We start from the raw sequence: 20792 nt of genomic DNA on the forward strand, positions 1-20792 counted from the left end.
CAGGTAAGCGGTCACAAGAAACACCGCAAGGATGCACAAACGCCCCGCCCGCCGGGTGTAACCGGTAGACGGGGCGTAGTGCTATAAGCCCCTCCCGGGGCTCAGAAGCTCAATTAGCCGCGGATATCCTCGTACAGCGCGGTAGAGATGTAACGCTCACCGAAGTCGGGAACGATAGCCACAATTAGCTTGTCCTTGTTCTCAGACTTCTTAGCCTCCTCCAGAGCAGCCCAGACAGCCGCGCCGGAAGAAATACCGCCCAGAATACCTTCCTGGGTAGCCAGCAGACGGGAGGTGCGCATAGCGTCCTCAGCGCTGACCGGAGTCACTGAATCGTAGATGCCGCGGTCCAGGGTGTCGGGAACGAAGTTAGCGCCCAGGCCCTGAATCTTGTGGGGACCAACTCGACCCTCGGAGAGTAGCGGGGAGTCCTTCGGCTCAACCGCAACAACCTTCACGGCCGGGTTCTGCTCCTTCAGGTACTTGCCTGCACCGGAGATGGTGCCGCCGGTGCCAATACCCGCCACGAAAATGTCGACCTTACCGTCGGTTGCTTCCCAAATCTCCGGGCCGGTGGTGTTGTAGTGAATAGTGGGGTTTGCCTCGTTAGAGAACTGGGAGGCCAGGATAGCGTTCTCGGTGGTCGCAACGATTTCCTTAGCCTTCTCCACAGCACCGCGCATACCCTCGGTACCGGGGGTCAGCACAATCTGAGCACCGTAAGCACGCAGCAGCACGCGACGCTCAGCAGACATGGTCTCCGGCATGGTCAGGATGACGCGGTAACCGCGAGCAGCACCAACCATAGCCAATGCAATACCGGTATTACCGGAAGTACCCTCAACAATGGCGCCGCCGGGCTTCAGCGCGCCCGACTTCTCAGCGGCGTCAATGATGGCGCGACCGATACGGTCCTTGACCGAGCCTGCGGGGTTGTAGAACTCAAGCTTGACCGCTACGTTACCGGGAAGACCCTCGTCCAGTCGGTTCAGTTTAACCAGGGGGGTCTGGCCGGTTGCTTCAACAATGCTGTTGAGAATCTTTGCCATGGGGTGCTCTCCTTTGTGAGCTTGGGGGAGGCCGGCCGCGTCGGGGGTCTCCACAATGAATAATCGGTTACGTGGCAACTCTACTACTCGCCAGCAACAGGTTTAAACCTGCAGTCACAGTTCGTAATAATGCCAAAGAAAAACCTCAAGGAACGAGGTTCAGGGAAGAGGGTACAGAAAAGCGCCGCACAACCCCTTTCTCAACAAAGGATGATGCATGTGCGGCGCTCTAGAAACATTATGTACCCCAAAAGACAACCTCAATGTATAAGAGGAGTGATGAACTCTGTTCACCGCAATCTGGAGCCATAAATTTTGCCATCAATGGAAAAACAGTGAAAAACCGCATCCTGAGATGGAAAAGATGCAAAAGCGGAGGAGAAAACCAGTCCAGAGGACTAGTTGATGTCCATGTGCAAATCCCACTTGTTGTTCAAGTAACGGCCAACAGACTCACCGAACATCTTCACGTGACGCTTATCAGCCGCCACGGTCTGCTCCTTACCATCCTTGAACAGCTTCTCACCCAGATCCACGTTCAGAGTCACGGTCCAGTTGTACGCGCCCTGCGCCAGAACCGGCTGCTTGGTACCAATGGTCAAAGTAGCGGTCGGGTTCACGTACCAAGTCTTCTTCTCGTCAATACCTGCCTTGGTGGAGTCCGCGTACTTCTTCATCGCAGTCAGGGTCTCCTGGTCGGTGCTGACCTCGTTCATATAGCGCATATCGCCGGTACGCAGCAGGTACTCAAATGCCGCACCGAAGTACGCCAGAGCCGCCGCGAAGCCAGCCACCGAGTTCTGGTGCATGGTCTCCGGAATGATCGGGGAGGGAACATTCTGTGGTGGGTGCTCAGCGTTACCCGGCTGGTACTCGCCGTGCTCCTCCATATTCTCCAGCTTCGCTACGCCTCTGTAATCCTTATTGTCGTTAGGCAGCGGAGAATTCGCTGCGGTAGCCGACGCAGACGCAGACGCAGAGGCAGAGGGCGAGGTGGCGGCAGACTCAGAAGCCGATGCAGAAGCACTCTCAGAGCCAGAAGCGGAAGCAGACGCCTCAGAAGTAGTCTTAGAGCCACAAGCCGCCAGCAAAGCCATGGAGCTGACACCCAGCACACCCAGCGCCGCGCGGCGGGTCAGGTTCTCGGACATAGTGATACCTTTCAGTCAGTCGGTGATTGTAACCAGTTTAGCCGCAAACCCAACAGGATACAGAGTTGAGTCAAGCGAAGCCTGAGAAGCGCCTCGCAGATAAAAGTGTTATGACGAACTATGACGCCGCGGAGGTGGCGGAAGCCTCAACAGAAGCTTCAGCAGAACCCGAAACAGACTCGGAAGCAGATGCTGCGCCGGATACCGCCGCGCTCGCGGTGCCCTGAGTAGCGCCTCCCTGGAGTGTCGTACCGTACGCTACGCTCAGCTCCCACATCTTAGAATCAGCATGGTAGCGGCCGCGGAAATCGCACTCCTGAACCGTCACCTGAGAAACCGGATCCGCCGCCGTCGCAGAAGCAGTGGGGGACGGCGCATCAGCCACCAGCGCATCCTCAGAAGACTCAGTAGGCTCAGCAGAAGTACTTGCGGAGGTGACCACCGGCTGAATCTTGCCCTCAGCCACCGCATCCGTACCGAAGTCCAGAGTGTACTTGGCTTTAAACAGCAGATTGCCATCACTCATAATGGACGGCTGCGCACTCGAAAGCGCATAGGAAGCCGACGGATTCACATACCAGGACCCCTTCTCCACACCCGCAAGAATAGAAGCCGACAGGGCATCCACCTCCGAGCGAGTCTTTGACGACAGCAGAATGCCGGTCGAGAACGCATCCGTGCTACCGGTCTTCACCAGATAATCCATGGCCGCCGCAAAATAAGCAATCGCTTCATGGAAACCCGTCACCGTATTTACCGACAGAGCATCAGTCACCTTCGGCTTCGGAGCATTACGCGGCGGATGCTCCACCGCGCCCTGCTCATAACTCAGCGTGCCCTCATAGTGGGTGTACTCCACCAGACCCGAATAGTTCTGACCATCATCACTGTACCCATTCGGGTTAGTGCTCGACTTAGAACCGTTCAGGTTACCGCCCTGAGAACCAGACTGGCGGCTAGATCCACCCGAACCGCAAGCGCTCAACAGTGCTGCAGAACCAGCAACAGCAGAAACGCCCAGACCCAGGCGCAGCAGGGAGCGGCGAGAGAGAGAAGACTGAGAAAAAGAAGACATAAGAGAAAAACCTTCAATCCAGGAAAGCTCGTTACTACCAGAGTAAAACAGATCATGCCCTAACCCGAGTGCGAGTTAGGGCATGATGCCTCATCCATCTGAGAGCTTAAAGGTTGTCACCATTAGAATTTCCGCCATTACCGGAGGTACCGGAATTGCCAGCATTACCGAAGTTAGCGCCACCATTCTTAGGCTGAGCTGAAGCCTGAGCCTCATACTCGTCCTGAATAGTCAAAGTCCAATCATTATCGTCGCGTACACCTGTAACCACCAGGCCACGCTCAGTGCGGCGAACCTTCTCAGACATCTCCGCAGGAGCGCCCTCAACCACAACGGTCGGACCCAAATCAATCACCAGATCGAAAGTCCACTGCACGCTCTTCTTCACCAAGGTCGGAACAGCAGTGAATGCAGACATCGTCACCTTCGGCGACACAAACCAATTACGCACCTGTGAGCTTTCATCCGACTCATCCATGAACGATGAGAACGACGCAACGAACTTCTCATCAGCCTTCGACTCACGTAGCGGAGCTGCATCACCGGTCAACACCAGGTAGTTAATCGCCGCATACACAAACGCAATCGAATCGTACAGACCCTGCACCGAGTTCTCCGAAGCGCTCGGCGGGCGCTTCGGGACCGGCACGTTCTGTGCGGGAGTAGACTCGGTCGCCGGAACGAAAATGCCCTTATTCTCATAGTTATCGAAGGTTACCTCGCCGCTAAAGTCAGTGCGCGAAGAAGCAGAGGAGGAAATCTGAGGGGTATTCACGTCAGTGTCCTCGGTGGTGGGGGAAGAGCCACCGCAGGCAACCAGCAGAGCGCTCAATGACACGCCTGCAACGCCCGCACCGGCGTAACGCAGAGCAGAACGGCGGCTGATGCCGGTAGCGGAACTACCAGAAAGCCCAGAGGTCAAAGGGAAAAGCGCCACGGAGTACCTTTCAGGTGAGAATCTCAGGTGAGAGACGAGTGAGAGTGTGCCTCGTCGAACGGATATCACACGCGGATATCCCTCTAGAGACAGTCCTAAGTATAACGCGCCCTCGCCTTCACACCCGTGTGTACCACCGCTCGATTGAGCGTGATATGCCGCCCATCAGCGAACTTACCGCAACCAGTGGCAGCAGGGCAGCGAAGGGGCACAGGACATAGTGCATAGTGAAGGAGAGGACGCGTTCATTGTCTATAGCGGAGGGGCTACTGGGCGCCCCCGGCGGGAGCAGTATCTGTACCAGCGGCACCGGGCTGAGCAACACCGGGTTCAGGAGCGCCGGGAGCTACACTCGGCTGAGCCGTCGCAACGGCAGGCTGAGGATCCTGTGCTCCACCGTTCTGCGCGCCACTATTCTGCGCCGCACCATTCTGGGAGCCGGTGTCCAGTCGTGCGCCGCCGTTCTGTCCACCATTGTTTTGGATGGCAGGCGCCTGCGCAGCACCATTATTTGTGGTACCCTGCGCGGCACCGTTACCCGAGGTGTTCGCACCGGCGTTCGCGCCACCATTAGCCGCCACGGTGCTGTCATCAGTCACCGTCGGGGTATAGGTCGAAGAAGGCTGAGCACGCGGAGTCTGAGTAGGCTTCGGAGTCAACGCAGGATCATACTGCTGAGGCGCAATCACCAACCAGCGCTTCGCCTCCTCATCGTACTCAGCGTACAGAGCAGTGGTCTCCGCAGCCTCAGTATTTTCCAGGGGCTTGGTAGCGTTCGTCGACTTCTCAACCTGCAAGCCGTGCGCCTGAGTAACAGAACACGCCCACGAATACTTAGTACCGCGAATAGTCGGCTGCTTCTCGGTCAGACGGAAAGTCCACTCGCCATCAACCAACCAGTTCGTGCCGGGCGCATAGAACGCACGCAGCTTCTCTAAAGAAGCACGCTGAACAGAATTATGCTCATGCACCACCTGCAGAGCCGGACCGGGTTCACCGGTCATACGGGCATAGTTCACCGCCGCCGCAAAATACGCGAAAGTGGCACGCAGACCGCGGGCGTTCTTGTCGTACATGCTCTCATCCTCAATGGGGATGGGCACAGCACTTGCCTTAGAATCTGTGCTAGCAGGACCGGCAGTAGGCTCAATCGTGTACACCTGACCGGTTTCCGGATCGGTACTGCTCATCGGAGCTGCACCATGACCGGGAATGTACTTGGTCCACTTCAACTCGCCCGACAGGTTGTCGTAGGCACCCGCAATCGAAGCGGAAGCAGTGGGGGAGGCGGTCGCCTCCGCAGTCTTCTTGGAACCGCAAGCGGCAAGCATAGTACCCATGGCAACGGTGCCCGTGAGCGCGATAAAGTGGCGGCGGCTGTGAATCATAGTGATCCCCTTGAACGTGCTGTGATGCGGAAATATCGGTGATAAGTGAAGGGCTCACATCCTAATCCTCAGCCTAACATCACGCCCCTACAGGAGGGTGCGAAGCAGTCACCCGCGGGGCGGGTAGACACGGATTGAGACGAAAATGGGCCGACCTCATCTAGCCCTAGCCTATAGATTTCGCGCGTGGCACACAAATAAAAGCCCTCATCCGTGCCTCATATCACCCAATATGGAGGGTTCTTCAAGGCACGGATGGAAAGAAGCTTTAGGCTGAGTCTCGAATGTAACGAGTCGCCTTCGAGAGGCTACTCATGTGAGGTGTTGGCTGTGCACTCGGAGTATTCGTGGATGGTTCAGAGTTAGCCACAGGGGTGGTTATTCGTAGAAACCAGCCATCCAAAGCCGATACCGACAGGGGCTCTACCTGGCGAATGCTAGGGACTCTACGCTAGGAGTTTGACCGTACCTCCTGAGAACCTTGCGGTGCTGAGATGGGGGGGGAGGCTCTACTACTGAATGAGAATGAGAATCTGCAGTGTTGCTGCACGCGCTTGCGGGCGCACTCAAAGCTGTACCAGATGTGAGAGTAAGAAGATGGCGGCGCGCCAACACCCAAACATGGCATGAAGCAGGTGCGCCCTATGGGACAATAGCGCTGTGACTACCACTGACTATGCGCAGCTCAAAGCAGCTCGCGAACTGCTCACTCGAATCCCCCTCCCACTCGACGTAGAAGCCAGCGAAACCCCTGGCGCGCCCTACACCGTCACCCACGACGGCACCGGCGAGCACGGCACCGCCACCGCGCGCACCCTGCTCGCCGCCATGGCACGCCAACTTGATGACTACATCCTGCCGCGTAGCGCCAGCGTCGACAACCCCCTCACCATCGTGGTCGGAGGCTCCACCGGTGCCGGCAAATCCACCCTCGTCAATACCCTGCTCGGCGAGCCGCTCACCCAGTCCGGTGCGATTCGACCCACCACCCGCCACCCCGTACTCCTGCACCGCGCAGAAGATGAGGAGGCTCTGTCACCCGAACGCTTCCTACCCACCCTGCCGCGCACCCGCACCTCCGGCATGAACGCAGGAGTGCAGGCACTACCCGGCCTCGACCCGAAGATTGCGCGCGCCCTCATTCCTATTACCACCTCGGCACTACCACAGGGCATCGCGCTTATTGACGCACCCGATATCGACTCCGTCTCCGAGGAAAACCGGACCCTCGCCAAGGAGCTACTCTCCGCCGCTGACCTGTGGCTCTTCGTCACCACCGCCAACCGCTACGCCGACGCCGTGCCCTGGGAACTACTCCACCAAGCAGCCGCACGCTCCATCGCTATTGTCGTGGTGCTCAACCGCGTGCCCGAAGGTGATGAAGAAGCCATCGAAAAAGACCTGCGACGCATGCTCGACGAGGCCGGAATCCACGCCGTACTGATTCACACCGTCACCGAACAGCCGCGCGATGAAAGCGGCATGCTCGCACCCGTCAGCCTTGCCCCGCTGACCCTGTGGATCCGCGAACTCGGCGCCGACGCGCCCGCCCGCGCCGCCATCGCCCGGCAGACCCTCGCCGGTGCCGTCGAAACCCTCGCCGGTAACCTGCAGGTGCTCGCCGCCGAACAGGCACGTCAGCAGGTGGCACACCAGTCGCTTGCCGCCATCGCAGCCGAAGAATACGAAGATGCGCTGACGACCATCGACGGTGCCCTCTCCGATGGCTCCTTGCTACGCGGCGAAGTACTCTCACGCTGGCACGACTTCGTGGGAACCGGCGACTTCTTCCGATCCCTCGACAGTACCATCGGTCGCCTGCGCGATCGCGTCGGCTCCGCCCTGCGCGGTCAGCCCGCCGCTGCCCAGAAGGTAGAAGACGCCCTCGAAAGTGGCATCCACGCCGTCGTGCTGGATGCAGCCGCCCGCGCCTCCGAAAACACCCGCACCCGCTGGCGTGCCAGCCGCGCCGGGCGCTCGCTAGTTGCGCGCCTGGATGTGCCACAGACTGTCTCTGCCGCGTCCAAACAGAATGCAGAAGCTAAGGGTGAGGTGCAGTCCGCCGACGACATCTTCTCCGCAGCCGTTGCCGAGCAGATTCGCCTTTGGCAGGGCTCCGTCCTCGAAATGATCCGCAAAGAAGGCGCCGACAAGCGCAAACGCGCCCGCTTCCTCTCCCTGGGTGTGAACGCCACCGCCGTGATACTCATGGTCGCCGCGTTCAGCCTCACAGGCGGCATTACCGGTATTGAAGCGGGTATTGCGGGCAGTAGCGGCGTGGTCGGCACCAAGCTGCTCGAGTCCATCTTTGGTGAAGACGCGGTGCGCCGCATGGCAACCCGCGCCCGCACCGACCTGCTCGAACGCATGGTGGATCTGCTCACCGAGCATGCTCAGCCCTTCACTGCTGTACTCGAAGAAACCGACCCGCAGGCTGAGGCTGAGGACATTCATCGTGCGGCCGAGCAGGTGCAGAAAATCGCCGCAGAAATGAGCGCGCAGAGCCAAGCTGCCCAGGCAAAGGATGTGCAGACCCCCTGGTCGGCTACAGCATAGTCGGGGTAGCGCGGTCAACCGCCTGTCACCAGATCATCTCCACCGCGCACCACCTCACCGCGCACCACAGACGAAGAAAAATACACTATGACTACCCCCGAGAAGAAACTCGAGAACAAAGCCGCTGAGCGCAACGCGGAGCGAGGCGCCACCTCTGTCGTGGCGTCCTCGCCCTTCGCGCGCTCCGTTGCATCCCTGAAGGATGCCATTAGCTACGGTGAAGGACGAGTCCCCGAAACCGTCCTGTTCGACGCCGCAGAAACCCTCGAACGCCTCAGCCAGCGCCGCGAACTCTCCACCGAACACACCGTCATCGGCTTCTTCGGTGCAACCGGTAGCGGCAAATCCACGCTATTTAACGCTATCGCCGGGCAGAATATCGCCCTCTCTGCCCCCACGCGCCCGACCACCTGCACCGTGCAGGCGGCAATCTGGGAGGCAGAAGGCAGCGAAGAACTGCTCGATTGGCTAGGCATTGACAAGCGCGTCTACCCGCAAACTCAGGCGCTCGCGGCCGAAGGAGACGTATCCGAGGGGAATGAAGCAGGCGGAAACAATAAAGCAGCCGGGGGAGCGGCGGCACCCAACGCCGTCACCGAACCGGCACCCGGACTCTTCAACCGCATACGCCGCGCAGCAGGCGGACGCGGCGAAATGCGTACCCGCACCGGCGGCCTCATTCTGCTGGACATGCCCGACTTTGACTCAGTCACCACCACGAACCGCGACCTCGCCGCCCGCATGATGCGCTATGTGGACGTACTCGTCTGGGTAGTCGACCCCCAAAAATACGCCGACGCCGTTATCCACCGCGACTTCATGGTGCCGCTTGCCGCCTCCGGCGCGCAAGCACTCTGCGTGCTCAACCAGGCAGACAAGCTTGCACCTGCCGAGGTGCCCGCCGTGCTCGCATCCTTCACCCGCCTGCTTCAGGCTGAGGGCACCGAAGCGCACCTGCTCGCCGCACCCATCGCCGTTTCCGCACGAACCGGTGAGGGCGTCGACGTGCTACGCGACCTGCTCGCGCAGGTAGCTGCCGCCAAGAGCCTATCCCTCCAACGAACCGACGCACAGCTGCACGCCACTGCATCCCAGCTGCGCACCTATGCCGGGGGAGAGGGAGCCGTGCTCGCCGGAGCCTACGCCCTCGAAGCGGAACAGAAGCTCGCGAAGGCGTGCTACACTTCCAGCCAGGCAGAGCAGGTTTTGCAGGCGGCAACCGCCTCCTACCGTCGCGCCGCAGGTCAGCACACCGGCTGGATCCTCACCCGCTGGATGAGCCGTCTGAAAGCTGACCCCCTGCGCCGCCTGCACTTGGGGCAGCAGGACGAAACGAAGAGCGCGTCTAAGGCGGAGAAATCCTCGGGTATGCTTGGCTCCGATAGTGAGAATGCACCCGAGCTGGTGGCATCCTCGCTACCCCCGCTGAGCGCCGCCCAGAAGGCAGGCATGGCGAACGCCGTGCGCCAATACAGCAATCAGATGGCGGACCGCGTCGAAGACCCGTGGAAGCGCAGTATGAAGGAAGCCGCTCTCTCCCGCGAGGTGGAGCTACCCGAACTGCTCGAACGGGACATGATGCGCATCGACTACGGTCTGGGCCGTACCCGCGCCCCCTGGGTCCTCTTCAACGCGCTGCAGTGGATCGCGCTACTGAGTGCCCTGGTAGGCGTCGGATGGCTGACCCTCATCTCCAGCATGGCGTACCTGCAGATTCAGCTACCGCCCGCCCCGACCCCCGAAGGCTCCCCGGTACCCCTGCCGACCCTGCTTCTGCTGCTGGGCATACTCCTTGGCATCGCTTCGGCGGGGGTGGGCAGATTGCTCACCGCCATGGGCTCACGCTACTACAGACGTAAGCTGCGAGGTCGCCTGCAGACCGGTGTTGAGAAGGCGGTGCAGTCCTGCGTGGTTGCCCCGGTGCAGCTGGAAGCTAAGCGCCTCAACTCCTACCGCAAGGCGCTGGATATTTAGCGGCGTATTATCTGAAAAACAGTATCAGGCTAAGAGCGCATAAAAGGATCCCTCCCCACCTCAAATCGAGGTGGAGAGGGATCCTTTTCATGAAAACTATCCAGAACAGAGCCTTAGCTTTCCTCAACATTCGATGCCGAGTGAGAAGCAGAAAGCTCACGCAAACCGTCAGTAATCGCCTGAGCAGCCTTGACGACCAGCTCGGGGTAGTTGCGGTTCGGCTGGCGGGTCATACGATCCACCGGACCTGAGATAGAGACTGCCGCAATCACCTTGCCACCGGGAGCACACACCGGAGCAGACACCGAGGCGGTACCGCGCTCACGCTCGCCCACGGACTGTGCCCAGCCGATGCGGCGTACAGCGGCGAGCATGGCGGCGCTGAAGTGTGCATCGCGCAGGCCTTCAACAATGCGGTTCTGGTCTTCCCAAGCCAGCAGTACCTGGGCGGCGGAGCCAGCCTGCATGGACAGCTGGGTGCCGACCGGAATAGATTCATGCATGCCGGAGGGGCGTGCCGCGGTCGCCGTGCAGACGCGCCAGTCACCCTGGCGGCGGTACAGCTGGGTGGATTCGTCAGCTGCGAGGCTGAGCTTCTGCAGAATCGGGTCTGCCACGGTGATGAGCTCGTCAGCAATGGTTGCGGATGCGAGTTCGGCCAGACGGGGTCCGAGCATGAAGCGTCCCTGCACGTCGCGGGCTACGAGGCGGTGGTGTGCCAACGCCACGGCGAGGCGGTGTGCGGTGGGGCGTGCCAGACCGGTTGCCTTGACGAGGTCGCCCAGAGATACGGGTCCTGCCTCGAGGCAATCAAGAATGAGGGTCGCTTTGTCGAGTACGCCAACGCCGGAGGAGCCGTGGGAGTTTACCTCTACCATCTGCTCGTCGGCGGCCATGTGTTCGGGCGGCTTGACGGGGTCGACAATCGGTGCGTTGTGGTGTGTGGATGCGTTGGGGTGACGCATTCCGTATGCGTTAAAACGTGAGGCGGAAAGAGTCATTCTTATATTCTATCTCAGAATATGAAAGATGCCCTGGACTTTGTGGACTCTTCCGGGCGCACAGCTGAAGATGGAATCACCCCCTACGGGATAAATTATGAATTTGTCATAATAAGTGTTTATGTGGGTTTATGGGTGAAAATGTGTGAAAGAGTCGCAGAAAAGTGCGTGCAACCCCGCAAAATCACTACGGAGCCATAGTGTAAACCCACAATAAATCACCCGCTATCTCGGGGTGATTCCGGTCTGTCTCACAGGCTAAGAATCCGTGAAAAAATACGCGACACGCCGCAGGGAAATACCGGTTTGAGGGTCCCATCGGGTACATAATCCGCCTCTCAATCCCCAAAACCGGCGGCACGCACCACCCCGAACGCATCCACCGTAGGAACGCATCAAGCAGGAGAAAGCATGACTAGCGAACAGAACGCAACCACCGCGGGCACCCGTCCGCGCACCCTGGCAGAAAAAGTCTGGGACGCACACGTCGTCGTCCCCGGTGAAAACGGCAAGCCCGACCTGCTCTACATCGACCTGCAGCTACTGCACGAAGTGACCTCGCCCCAGGCATTTGAAGGTCTGCGCATCGAGAACCGCCCCCTGCGCCGCCTCGACCTGACGATCGCCACCGAGGACCACAACACCCCCACCGACAACATCTTCGGCACCATTGCCGACCTGACCAGCCGCACCCAGATTGAGACCCTCCGCCGTAACGCTGCAGAGTTCGGCGTGCGCATCCACTCCCTCGGCGACGAGGAGCAGGGCATCGTGCATGTAGTCGGCCCCCAGCTGGGTCTGACTATGCCCGGCATGACCGTGGTCTGCGGCGACTCCCACACCTCCACCCACGGTGCGTTCGGCGCTCTCGCGTTCGGTATCGGCACCTCCGAGGTGGAGCACGTCATGGCAACCCAGACCCTGCCCCTGGCACGCTTCAAGACCATGGCAATCAATGTTGAAGGCACCCTCAAGCCCGGTGTGACCGCGAAGGACATCATCCTTGCTGTTATCGCCCAGATCGGCACCGGCGGTGGTCAGGGCTACGTGCTCGAATACCGTGGCTCCGCGATTCGCTCCCTCTCCATGGAGGGCCGTATGACCATGTGCAATATGTCCATTGAGGCGGGCGCCCGCGCCGGCATGGTCGCCCCCGATGAGACCACCTTCGAGTACGTCAAGGGCCGCCAGCACGCACCCAAGGGCGAAGAGTGGGACAAAGCAGTCGAGTACTGGAAGAGCCTGCCCACCGACGAAGGCGCCATCTTCGACAAGGAAATCTTCATTAACGCTGACGAGCTCGAACCCTTCGTCACCTGGGGCACCAACCCCGGTCAGGGTATTCCGCTGAGCCACGCCATTCCCTCCCCGGATGACTTCGAGGACGAGAACGATAAGGTCGCAGCAGAACGCGCCCTCGAATATATGGGCCTGGAGGCGGGCACCCCCATGAAGGAAATCCCTGTGGATGTCGTCTTCCTGGGCTCCTGCACCAACTCCCGCATCGAGGACCTGCGCGCCGCGGCGGACATCGTGCGTGGCCGCACCATCGCCGAGAACGTGCGCATGATGGTCGTGCCCGGCTCGCAGAAGGTCCGTGCACAGGCTGAAGCAGAAGGCCTGGACAAGATTTTCAAGGACTTCGGTGCCGACTGGCGCTTCGCTGGCTGCTCCATGTGCCTGGGTATGAACCCCGACCAGCTGGCACCCGGTGAGCGTTGCGCCTCCACCTCGAACCGTAACTTTGAGGGCCGCCAGGGCAAGGGTGGCCGCACCCACCTGGTCTCCCCGGTGGTTGCCGCCGCAACCGCTGTACGCGGTACCCTGTCCGCCCCGTCCGACGTCGTGGCCTAGCACGCCGCTATAGCTAAGGAGCCATTATGGAACCCATTATTAAGCACACCGGCATTGGCGTGCCGCTGCGTTCTTCGAATGTTGACACCGACCAGATCATTCCCGCCGTCTACCTCAAGCGAGTGACCAAGACTGGCTTCGACGATGCCCTTTTCGCTAACTGGCGTAAGGACCCCGAGTTCATCCTGAACCAGGAGCCCTACAAGCACGGTAGCGTGTTGGTGGCGGGCCCAGATTTCGGTACCGGTTCTTCCCGTGAGCACGCGGTGTGGGCGCTGAAAGACTACGGTTTCAAGGTCGTTATTTCCGCTCGTTTTGCCGATATTTTCCGTGGCAACTCCGGTAAGCAGGGCCTGGTTACCGCACAGGTTGCACAGGATGATATTGAGCTGATCTGGAAGGCACTGGAGTACGAGCCCGGCACCGAAATCACCGTTGACCTGGAGTCCAAGACCGTAACCGCGGGTGCGCTGGTTGTTCCCTTCGAGATTGACGACTACGTGCGTTGGCGCCTCATGGAGGGCCTGGACGATATTGGTCTGACCCTGCAGAACCTGGACGCTATTGAGGCGTACGAGGCGAAGCGCCCCTCCTGGATGCCCCGCACTCAGGAGCTCTAAGTAGAGAACTCTATATAGGGAATATCTACGCCGAGCGTTCTAAAACCTAGGGATATAAAGCTCGAAGGCGGCGACTGAATCAGTCGCCGCCTTCGAGCTTTTCTGTACCTAAAACCCTTGGCACGCAGATAAAAGTGCCTCCCCCGGAGCATCAGCTCCCGGAGAGGGGTATTTATTCAATGCCTAGAGATTAGGGACCCTCAGTGATGGGGGTTTCCAAGGTTGTATTCTCGGCGCACTTGTACAGTGCCGCCGAACCGGGGGAGCGCACACCTGCAGTCGGGTTCGCGTTCTGTGCGGTGGTAAGAGCGAAGTCAGAGACCACCTCGTAGTTAATGTAGCTGCCGCCCGCGCCGCCGCCACTGCTCAGGGAGCTGATTGAGTAGATGTTGCCTTCGCCCTCGAACTGTACCTGACGGCCGAAAACGCTCTCGTAGTATGCGCCGATAGTCCAGATGTTCAGACCTGCGCCGCCGCCACCATAGCCGGCGCCACCGCCGGATGCTACGGAAGTGAGGGAGAGCCTGCCGTGGGTGTGGGAGAGTAGAGCGCCTGAGCCACCCTTACCGCGGTAGGAGCCGGTAGCGTCCGCGCCACCGGTGCCCTTCTCGCCCTCATGTACGGAGTCACCCTCGTAGAAGTAGTAGCGCGGGAAGCTGTACGAATCGAACCAGGGGTCGGACATCGACTGAAGCTTTAGCTCATTGTTCTCGTTGAGGATGCCGGTCAGTGCCTCACCGAGGGTGCCGGGTGTGCCGGAGCGACCAGCGGTACCGCCGGTGACCACGAAACGCATATCGAAGGGTTTGTCCCCCTCTTCCAGAGGCTTAAATTCCTGGTAGGGGCTTGCCATGAGTATGCCGCCCTGACCGGTGTTATCGGTGCCCAAGTCACTGCCTGCGCTACCGCCTGCGGTAGTGGATGCGTCGCGGCGGTCCAATGCCACGCGCAGTGCCGGGTTCAGCTGATCCTTGGGCTGTACGTTGAAGACGTGCTGGTGGGTGGTGAGGGTGCCCAGCTGGGCACCGCCGCCCCCTGCACCCGCAACAGCCACGACGGTGACCACACCGTCACGGACCAGCTCGACAGCGGAGGATCCGCCGCCGGAAGCACCGTAGACGTAACCGCTACTGGTGCCCACTACCTGTGCGCTGCCGGTTGCGGTGTTGGAGCCGGTGGAGTCACCACCGGCTGCGTAGCCTTCGCCACCGTATGCGGGCTGCGCGCCGGCCGCGGAGCCGACACCGCAGTTACCCGCCCAGACGCGAAGGATATCGCCGGACTTGACCATCAGAACGCCGCTGAGCTGTGCGCCAGCACCGCCGCCAGCCAGGGACGCGTTCGTGACATTGGTCAGGTAGCTGGGGGTGAAGGAGGATGCGGCACCGCCGGCACCTCCCACGAGGTTGAATCGTACTCGTCCAACGCCTTCAGGAACGAGCCATTCGGTGTACGCACCAGCCTTGTCGTCGAAGCCGGTTGCAGTTGGCTTGAGGGTGAGGACGGGGGAGCATGTGGGCTCGCTACTTGCCGCCCATGCAGGGACGGCTGCACTGGCGAGGATAACGGGGGCACTCCATGCCGCACCCTGTACGAGGCGACGGCGTGAAATGGCAGACGCAGTGTTGTGATGTATCATATTGGGTCCTCCAGCAGTTCGCGGATGCAGGCGCGAAGTGACCTGTGGTTGGTTGTGATGTGCCCATGGTTTTTAGTTGACTTTCGAATATTTAACGGTGAGGTTGAGATGAATTTTTGAAGTTGAAGTGAATCAGGAAGCCGAACCATTTTGGGTGGGCACTATCGCAAAGGTGTATGCGGTGAATGCACGCCCCGCGCTCTCCCGTGGGACTCTATACTGCGCGGTTGCAAAGGCGGTGCCGGCGCCGATGCCGCAGTGTAGAGCTGATTGGCTCCTCCTAGAGAGCGGAGGTGCCGTTCAGCGGGCACAAGTGTGCACGCTATTGTAGGGGTGAGGTTGCTCTCAAATTTAAATTCGGACGTTAAAAAGACGAAACTAACGTCAAATTTCCGCGAAGAACCCAAAAATGTTTGTATTATTGTGATTTTTTGTGTATTTTTTTGTTTTTCGGCACTGAATCTGAAGGTTCAGACCGGTTCTTCACATACATAGCAGAGCAAAATCCTCGTCGGCCCTGCCAAAGATTATTCATCGTTTGGAGCACCTATATACAGGGCTTAGAATAATGATGAATATGTGCGCCCGTTTCACCCTGCTACCGGCAGGGGCACGTATGAGAACGCGGCGCATTGGCACACTGTTAAAGTTCGGCCTAAACCAGCCGACTCCATAAAGGATTTTTAATGACTGAGAACATCAGCAAGCTTCGCATTGAAGGTGGCACTCCGCTCGTTGGTGAGGTCCACGTTCGAGGCGCCAAGAACCTGGTGCCCAAGGCGATGGTCGCAGCACTGCACGGTTCGACCCTCTCGACCCTGCGTAACGTCCCTGACCTGAGCGATGTCGAAATCGTTACCACCCTCGTGGAGCTGCACGGCGCAAAGGTTGATTACGACCGCGAAGCTGGTGTTCTGACCCTCAACCCCGCACAGGATGCAACCACCGCTGCAAAGAACGCGGAGGAGATTCAGCTCTTCGGCGGTAACTCCCGCATCCCGATTCTGATGGTGGGCCCGCTGCTGCACACCCTTGGTACCGCACGCATCCCCAACCTGGGTGGCTGCAAGATTGGCGACCGCCCCATCGACTACCATATGGCGGCTCTGCGCAAGTTCGGCGCAGTTGTTGAAAAGGATGATGAAACCGGTACCACTCTGATCGTTCCTGAAGAGGGCCTAAAGGGTGCAGAGATTGTACTCAACTATCCCTCCGTGGGTGCTACCGAGCAGGTTCTGCTCACCGGTGTGCGAGCTAAGGGTAAAACCGTCCTGCGCAACGCAGCGATTGAGCCTGAAATTATTGACCTGATCGCTGTTCTGCAGAAGATGGGTGCCATTATCTTCATCAATGAGGACCGCACCATCGTCATTGAGGGTGTGGACGAGCTGACCGGCTACGATCACACGTCCCTGCCCGACCGTAACGAGTCCGCTTCCTGGGCTTCTGCTGCACTGGCTACCGGCGGCGATATTTTTGTGCGCGGCGCAGATCAGAAGGATATGACCGCGTTCCTCAACCAGTTCCGCAAGATGGGCGGCCTGTATGAGGTGACCGCCGAGGGTATTCGCTTCACCCACCCGGCTCAGCGCACCCCCGGTGCTCAGCTGAAGCCCATTGTCTTTGAGACCAATGTCCACCCCGGCTTCATGACCGACTGGCAGCAGCCCCTTGTTGTGGCGCTGACCCAGGCTAAGGGTGCATCTATCGTGCACGAGACTGTGTACGAGGAACGTTTCGGCTTCACCAACGCCCTGAAGCAGATGGGCGCAGATATTGTCGTCATGCGTGACTGCGTGGGCGGCACGCCCTGCCGTTTCGAGGGTAAGGGGTACGGCCACTCCGCTATTATTTCTGGTCCCACCCCGCTGACCGGTGCCGACATAGAGGTTCCGGATCTGCGCGGCGGCTTCTCCCACATCATTGCTGCTCTGGCTGCTAAGGGTACCTCTCACGTGAGCGGTGTTGAGCTGATTGCTCGTGGCTACGAGAACTTTGAGGAGAAGCTCAAGGGCCTGGGCGCCAACTTTGAGGTGCTGACACGCAAGGTGTCGAAGGCTCCCAAGCCCGATGCTGCAATAGTCGTTGTTGAGCCCGAGGAAGTTGAGGTTCAGGACTAGTGAGCGGACAGCAGGGAAAGCAGGCTCTGTCTGAGATTGAGCCCACCGCCTATGGTGACGCTCTGTACAAGGTGCTCGGTAACGCTACGCGTGGGCTGTACAAGCTCATCGCGCATGTTGAGATTACCGGTCGTGAGAACCTGCCTAAGAGTGGCGGGTACATTATCGTGGCTAACCACACCACCGAGCTTGACCCGGTGACTGTGGCTTTCCCTGTTTTCGTTGAAGGTGCCCTGCCGCGCTTCTTGGCGAAGGATTCACTCTTCCGCGCTCCCGTGCTCGGCTACATTATGCGTAAGCTTGCGCATATTCCCGTGGTTCGCGGTTCGGTGGATGCGCGTAAGTCCCTGATTACTGCCCGCAAGATTGTTGAGGCTGGCGGTGCCGTTGTGATTTTCCCGGAGGGCACCACCACCCACGATCCGCAGCTGTGGCCCATGCAGGCGCGTACCGGTGCGGCTCGTCTGGCTCTTGCGACCGGCGCGCCCGTCTACCCGGTGGCGCATTGGGGCGACGAGCAGATTCTTGGTTACGTGGATGAGGACGGCGAGGATGGCCGCATCAAGGAGAAGCGTAAGATTTCGCTGTTCCCGCGCAAGACCGTCCAAGTGAAGGTTGGCAAGGCACTGGATATTGCCTCACTCGTTGAGGACATCAGCCCCGATGCTAAGCACACCCGCACCGAACTGGGCGTGGTCACGGACGCCATGCTGGATGCTATTACCGCCGAGCTGGAGAAGATCCGCGGTGAGAAGGCTCCTGAGGGTCGTTGGAATCCGCGCGCTAAGCGTCGTGAAGCCTCCGGCACCCCCTCCGGTCCGGTCGGTGGCCCACTCGGCGAACCGGACGAAAAGTAGTATTCCCACTGGGAAACATATGAGAGTCACCGATAGGTGCCCGACCGGGTGCCTTCGGTGGCTCACCTAAGGACCTCACAAGGAAGAGAAGCTGGTGTTTTCGTGACCTTCTTTGGACGCACCCCCGCAGCAAGCCCTGAATTTACCCCTCCGGCAACCGTGCAGTCTATTGCGGTGTTGGGCGCCGGTAGCTGGGGCACCGCTTTCGCTAAGATTGCAGCGGATGCTGCCCGCGAGCGCGGCGATGACACTCGCGTGACTCTCATCGGTCGTGATGAGCAGGTGATGGCTGAGTGCGAGCGCACCCGCGAGAACGCTCGCTATTTTCCGGGAATGAAGCTGCCAGATAACATGCACTTCACTGCGGATGCCCCCGCCGCGCTGACCGGTGCCGATATGGTGGTTCTTGCTTTGCCTGCGCAGGTTCTGCGTTCGCAGTTGCAGAGCTTCGCCCGCTATATTGAGCCGAACGCCATGTTGGTGTCTTTGGCGAAGGGCCTGGAAACCGGTACGGGTCTGCGCATGTCGCAGGTCATTACTGAGGAGCTGGAAGAATCTATGGCTCTGCGTGGTGCTGATGTGCGCGCGATTGGTCATATTCCGCACCGCGTATGCGTGCTCTCGGGCCCGAACCTGGCGAAGGAAATCATGGGGGAGGAGCCTACCGCCTCCGTGGTTGCGGCTCGTACCCTGCCGGTAGCTGAGTCTGTTGCTCACGCAATTGCGTGCGCGTATTTCCGCCCGTACACCAACACGGATGTGGTGGGTACCGAAATTGGCGGCCTGGTGAAGAACGTGATTGCCCTTTGCGTGGGTATTTGCGAGGGCCGCAATTACGGTGATAACTCGAAGGCGTCCATTATGACTCGCGGTCTGGCGGAGATTACCCGCCTGGCGGTGGCCTTGGGTGGCGAGGCTGCGACGATGAGCGGTCTTGCCGGTATGGGCGACTTGATTGCGACCTGCTCTTCGCCGCTGTCTCGTAACCACACGGCGGGGCGCCTGCTGGCCCAGGGTATTACCCCTGACCGCCTGCATGAGCATATGATCCAGACCGCTGAGTCGATTAAGTCGGCGCCGGTGGTGGCTGAGTTGGCTCGTCGTCACAGTGTGGAGATGCCCATTGTTGAGGCTGTGGTGGCTGTGCTTTCGGGTCGTATTGGCATTGAGGAGTTGGCGCCTCAGCTGTTGGGTCGCCGCCTCAAGCATGAGAGCCACTAGGTTTTGAAGCTATCTGGTGTGCTGGTAACCCCTAATTAGTGATGTGTGCCAGGACATACTAGAAGAAGATTGAACGTAGACATCCGAGGACGGATACCGTTGCGGAAGACCTGTGCGTGAGAAACGCATCAGTGACCGCGACGGTATTCGTGCGTTAGGATTATTGACGCATTGCCGTTCCACCTTCCGGCTCTGAGGGTAGGGGAACATTGACTAGGAGAAATATATGACCGAGAAGAAGACCGTCGCCCTGCTGTGCGGTGGCCGCTCCTCCGAGCATCCCATTTCGCTCATTACCGCCGCTGGTGTGCTGAGCGCCATTGACCGCACTGCCTATGAGGTCATCACTATCGGCATTACCCGTGACGGCCGCTGGTATCTGACCGACGAGCAACAGCTCGCCGAGCTGACCGCTGGCACACGCGGTACCGCAGAGTTTCCCGAGGGTACCCAGCAGGTGTTCCTGCCGATGGGTGCCGGTGATTCCCGTTTGACCCTGGTGGATGCTGAGGGTAACGTTACCCGCACCGCACCGGTGGACGTTGTCTTCCCGCTACTGCACGGCCCATTTGGTGAGGACGGTACCGTGCAGGGTCTGCTGGAAATGGCTGACCTGCACTATGTGGGTTGCGGTGTGACCGCATCCGCTGTGGGTATGGATAAGCATTTCATGAAGGTTGCTTTCGAATCTGCTGGCCTGGAGGTCGGACCCTACGAGGTTGTCACTAACCGCCAGTGGGAGCACGAGGACCGCGAGCAGATTCTGGAGCGCGTGCTGAAGCTGGGCTTCCCCATGTTTGTGAAGCCGACTCGTGCTGGTTCTTCTTTCGGTATTACCAAGGTGGATTCGGTGGAGGAGCTTGTGCCGGCGATTGAAGAGGCTCGCTGCCACGATCCGAAGATTATTATTGAGGCCGGTATTGCGGGCCGTGAAATTGAGTGCGCTGTGCTTGATGGTCACCACGGCGAGATGCCTCGCGCATCCTACCCCGGTGAGATTGAGGTTGTGGACGAGGACCACGGCTTCTACGACTTTGAGGCGAAGTATGTTTCTGAGTCTTCTGCTGTGACCGTGTGCCCGGCGAACCTGCCGCAGGATGTGCAAGATCGTCTGCGTGAGCTGGCTGTGAAGGCGTTTTTGGCGCTGGATGGCGAGGGCCTGTCGCGTGCGGACTTCTTCTACACCGAGGATGGCCGCCTGATCATTAACGAGGTGAACACCATGCCCGGCTTCACCCCGATTTCGATGTACAAGACCATGTGGGAGAACACTGGTATTTCCTACACTAATTTGATTAGCGAGCTGCTGACCCTGGCGATGGAACGCCCCTTGGGTCTGCGCTAGTTTTA

Annotated in this window: 15 protein-coding genes; 8 read left to right on the forward strand and 7 right to left on the reverse strand. The window is 59.5% G+C overall.

Annotation, left to right across the window (positions count from 1 at the left end):
* Window positions 1-113 precede the first annotated feature (113 nt).
* From cysK to ACUXHH_RS03560, 5 genes are all read right to left on the reverse strand, one after another.
* Window positions 114-1049, reverse strand: a complete 936-nt coding sequence (cysK, locus tag ACUXHH_RS03540) for a cysteine synthase A (RefSeq protein WP_458390836.1) — start codon at window positions 1047-1049, stop codon at window positions 114-116.
* Between the two features lie 398 nt (window positions 1050-1447).
* Window positions 1448-2200 (reverse strand): DUF6318 family protein, encoded by a 753-nt coding sequence (locus ACUXHH_RS03545; RefSeq protein WP_458390837.1) that lies wholly within the window; start codon window positions 2198-2200, stop codon window positions 1448-1450.
* Window positions 2201-2318: 118 nt separating this feature from the next.
* Window positions 2319-3275: a DUF6318 family protein gene (locus tag ACUXHH_RS03550; protein WP_458390838.1), complete on the reverse strand. Its 957-nt coding sequence runs from the start codon at window positions 3273-3275 to the stop codon at window positions 2319-2321.
* Between the two features lie 106 nt (window positions 3276-3381).
* Entirely contained in the window at window positions 3382-4212 is an 831-nt protein-coding gene (locus tag ACUXHH_RS03555) for a DUF6318 family protein (RefSeq protein WP_279740224.1), read from the reverse strand.
* Window positions 4213-4478: 266 nt separating this feature from the next.
* Window positions 4479-5600, reverse strand: a complete 1122-nt coding sequence (locus ACUXHH_RS03560) for a DUF6318 family protein (protein ID WP_458390839.1) — start codon at window positions 5598-5600, stop codon at window positions 4479-4481.
* Between the two features lie 660 nt (window positions 5601-6260).
* Here ACUXHH_RS03560 and ACUXHH_RS03565 point away from each other — a divergent pair.
* Both ACUXHH_RS03565 and ACUXHH_RS03570 read left to right on the forward strand, forming a co-directional pair.
* Entirely contained in the window at window positions 6261-8156 is a 1896-nt protein-coding gene (locus tag ACUXHH_RS03565) for a dynamin family protein (protein WP_279740221.1), read from the forward strand.
* Between the two features lie 87 nt (window positions 8157-8243).
* The gene (locus ACUXHH_RS03570; RefSeq protein WP_279740219.1) at window positions 8244-10130 is read left to right on the forward strand and encodes a GTPase; all 1887 of its coding nucleotides are present in this window, start codon (window positions 8244-8246) and stop codon (window positions 10128-10130) included.
* Window positions 10131-10243: 113 nt separating this feature from the next.
* Here ACUXHH_RS03570 and ACUXHH_RS03575 read toward each other — a convergent pair whose 3' ends face one another.
* Window positions 10244-11131, reverse strand: coding sequence for an IclR family transcriptional regulator (locus tag ACUXHH_RS03575; protein ID WP_371568400.1), 888 nt, complete (start codon window positions 11129-11131; stop codon window positions 10244-10246).
* Between the two features lie 411 nt (window positions 11132-11542).
* Between ACUXHH_RS03575 and leuC the strand changes: the two genes are divergently transcribed.
* Window positions 11543-12985, forward strand: a complete 1443-nt coding sequence (gene leuC / locus ACUXHH_RS03580; protein ID WP_279740215.1) for a 3-isopropylmalate dehydratase large subunit — start codon at window positions 11543-11545, stop codon at window positions 12983-12985.
* A 26-nt stretch (window positions 12986-13011) separates the two neighbouring features.
* On the forward strand, window positions 13012-13605 hold the full coding sequence (gene leuD / locus ACUXHH_RS03585; protein ID WP_279740213.1) for a 3-isopropylmalate dehydratase small subunit: 594 nt from the start codon (window positions 13012-13014) through the stop codon (window positions 13603-13605).
* Window positions 13606-13795: 190 nt separating this feature from the next.
* Here leuD and ACUXHH_RS03590 read toward each other — a convergent pair whose 3' ends face one another.
* Entirely contained in the window at window positions 13796-15244 is a 1449-nt protein-coding gene (locus ACUXHH_RS03590; RefSeq protein WP_458390840.1) for a transcriptional initiation protein Tat, read from the reverse strand.
* Window positions 15245-15930: 686 nt separating this feature from the next.
* Here ACUXHH_RS03590 and murA point away from each other — a divergent pair.
* From murA to ACUXHH_RS03610, 4 genes are all read left to right on the forward strand, one after another.
* Window positions 15931-17364 carry a UDP-N-acetylglucosamine 1-carboxyvinyltransferase gene (gene murA, locus ACUXHH_RS03595; RefSeq protein ID WP_279740210.1) on the forward strand — a complete coding sequence of 478 codons (1434 nt, stop codon included), beginning with the start codon at window positions 15931-15933 and terminating at the stop codon, window positions 17362-17364.
* Window positions 17364-18221, forward strand: coding sequence for a lysophospholipid acyltransferase family protein (locus ACUXHH_RS03600; protein ID WP_279740209.1), 858 nt, complete (start codon window positions 17364-17366; stop codon window positions 18219-18221). Before murA ends, ACUXHH_RS03600 begins: the two co-directional genes overlap by 1 nt.
* 102 nt (window positions 18222-18323) lie before the next feature.
* On the forward strand, window positions 18324-19442 hold the full coding sequence (locus ACUXHH_RS03605) for an NAD(P)H-dependent glycerol-3-phosphate dehydrogenase (RefSeq protein WP_279740208.1): 1119 nt from the start codon (window positions 18324-18326) through the stop codon (window positions 19440-19442).
* A gap of 226 nt (window positions 19443-19668) precedes the next feature.
* Window positions 19669-20787 carry a D-alanine--D-alanine ligase family protein gene (locus tag ACUXHH_RS03610; protein WP_279740207.1) on the forward strand — a complete coding sequence of 373 codons (1119 nt, stop codon included), beginning with the start codon at window positions 19669-19671 and terminating at the stop codon, window positions 20785-20787.
* Window positions 20788-20792 lie beyond the last annotated feature (5 nt).

The organism is Rothia sp. 110740021-2 (assembly GCF_054263775.1).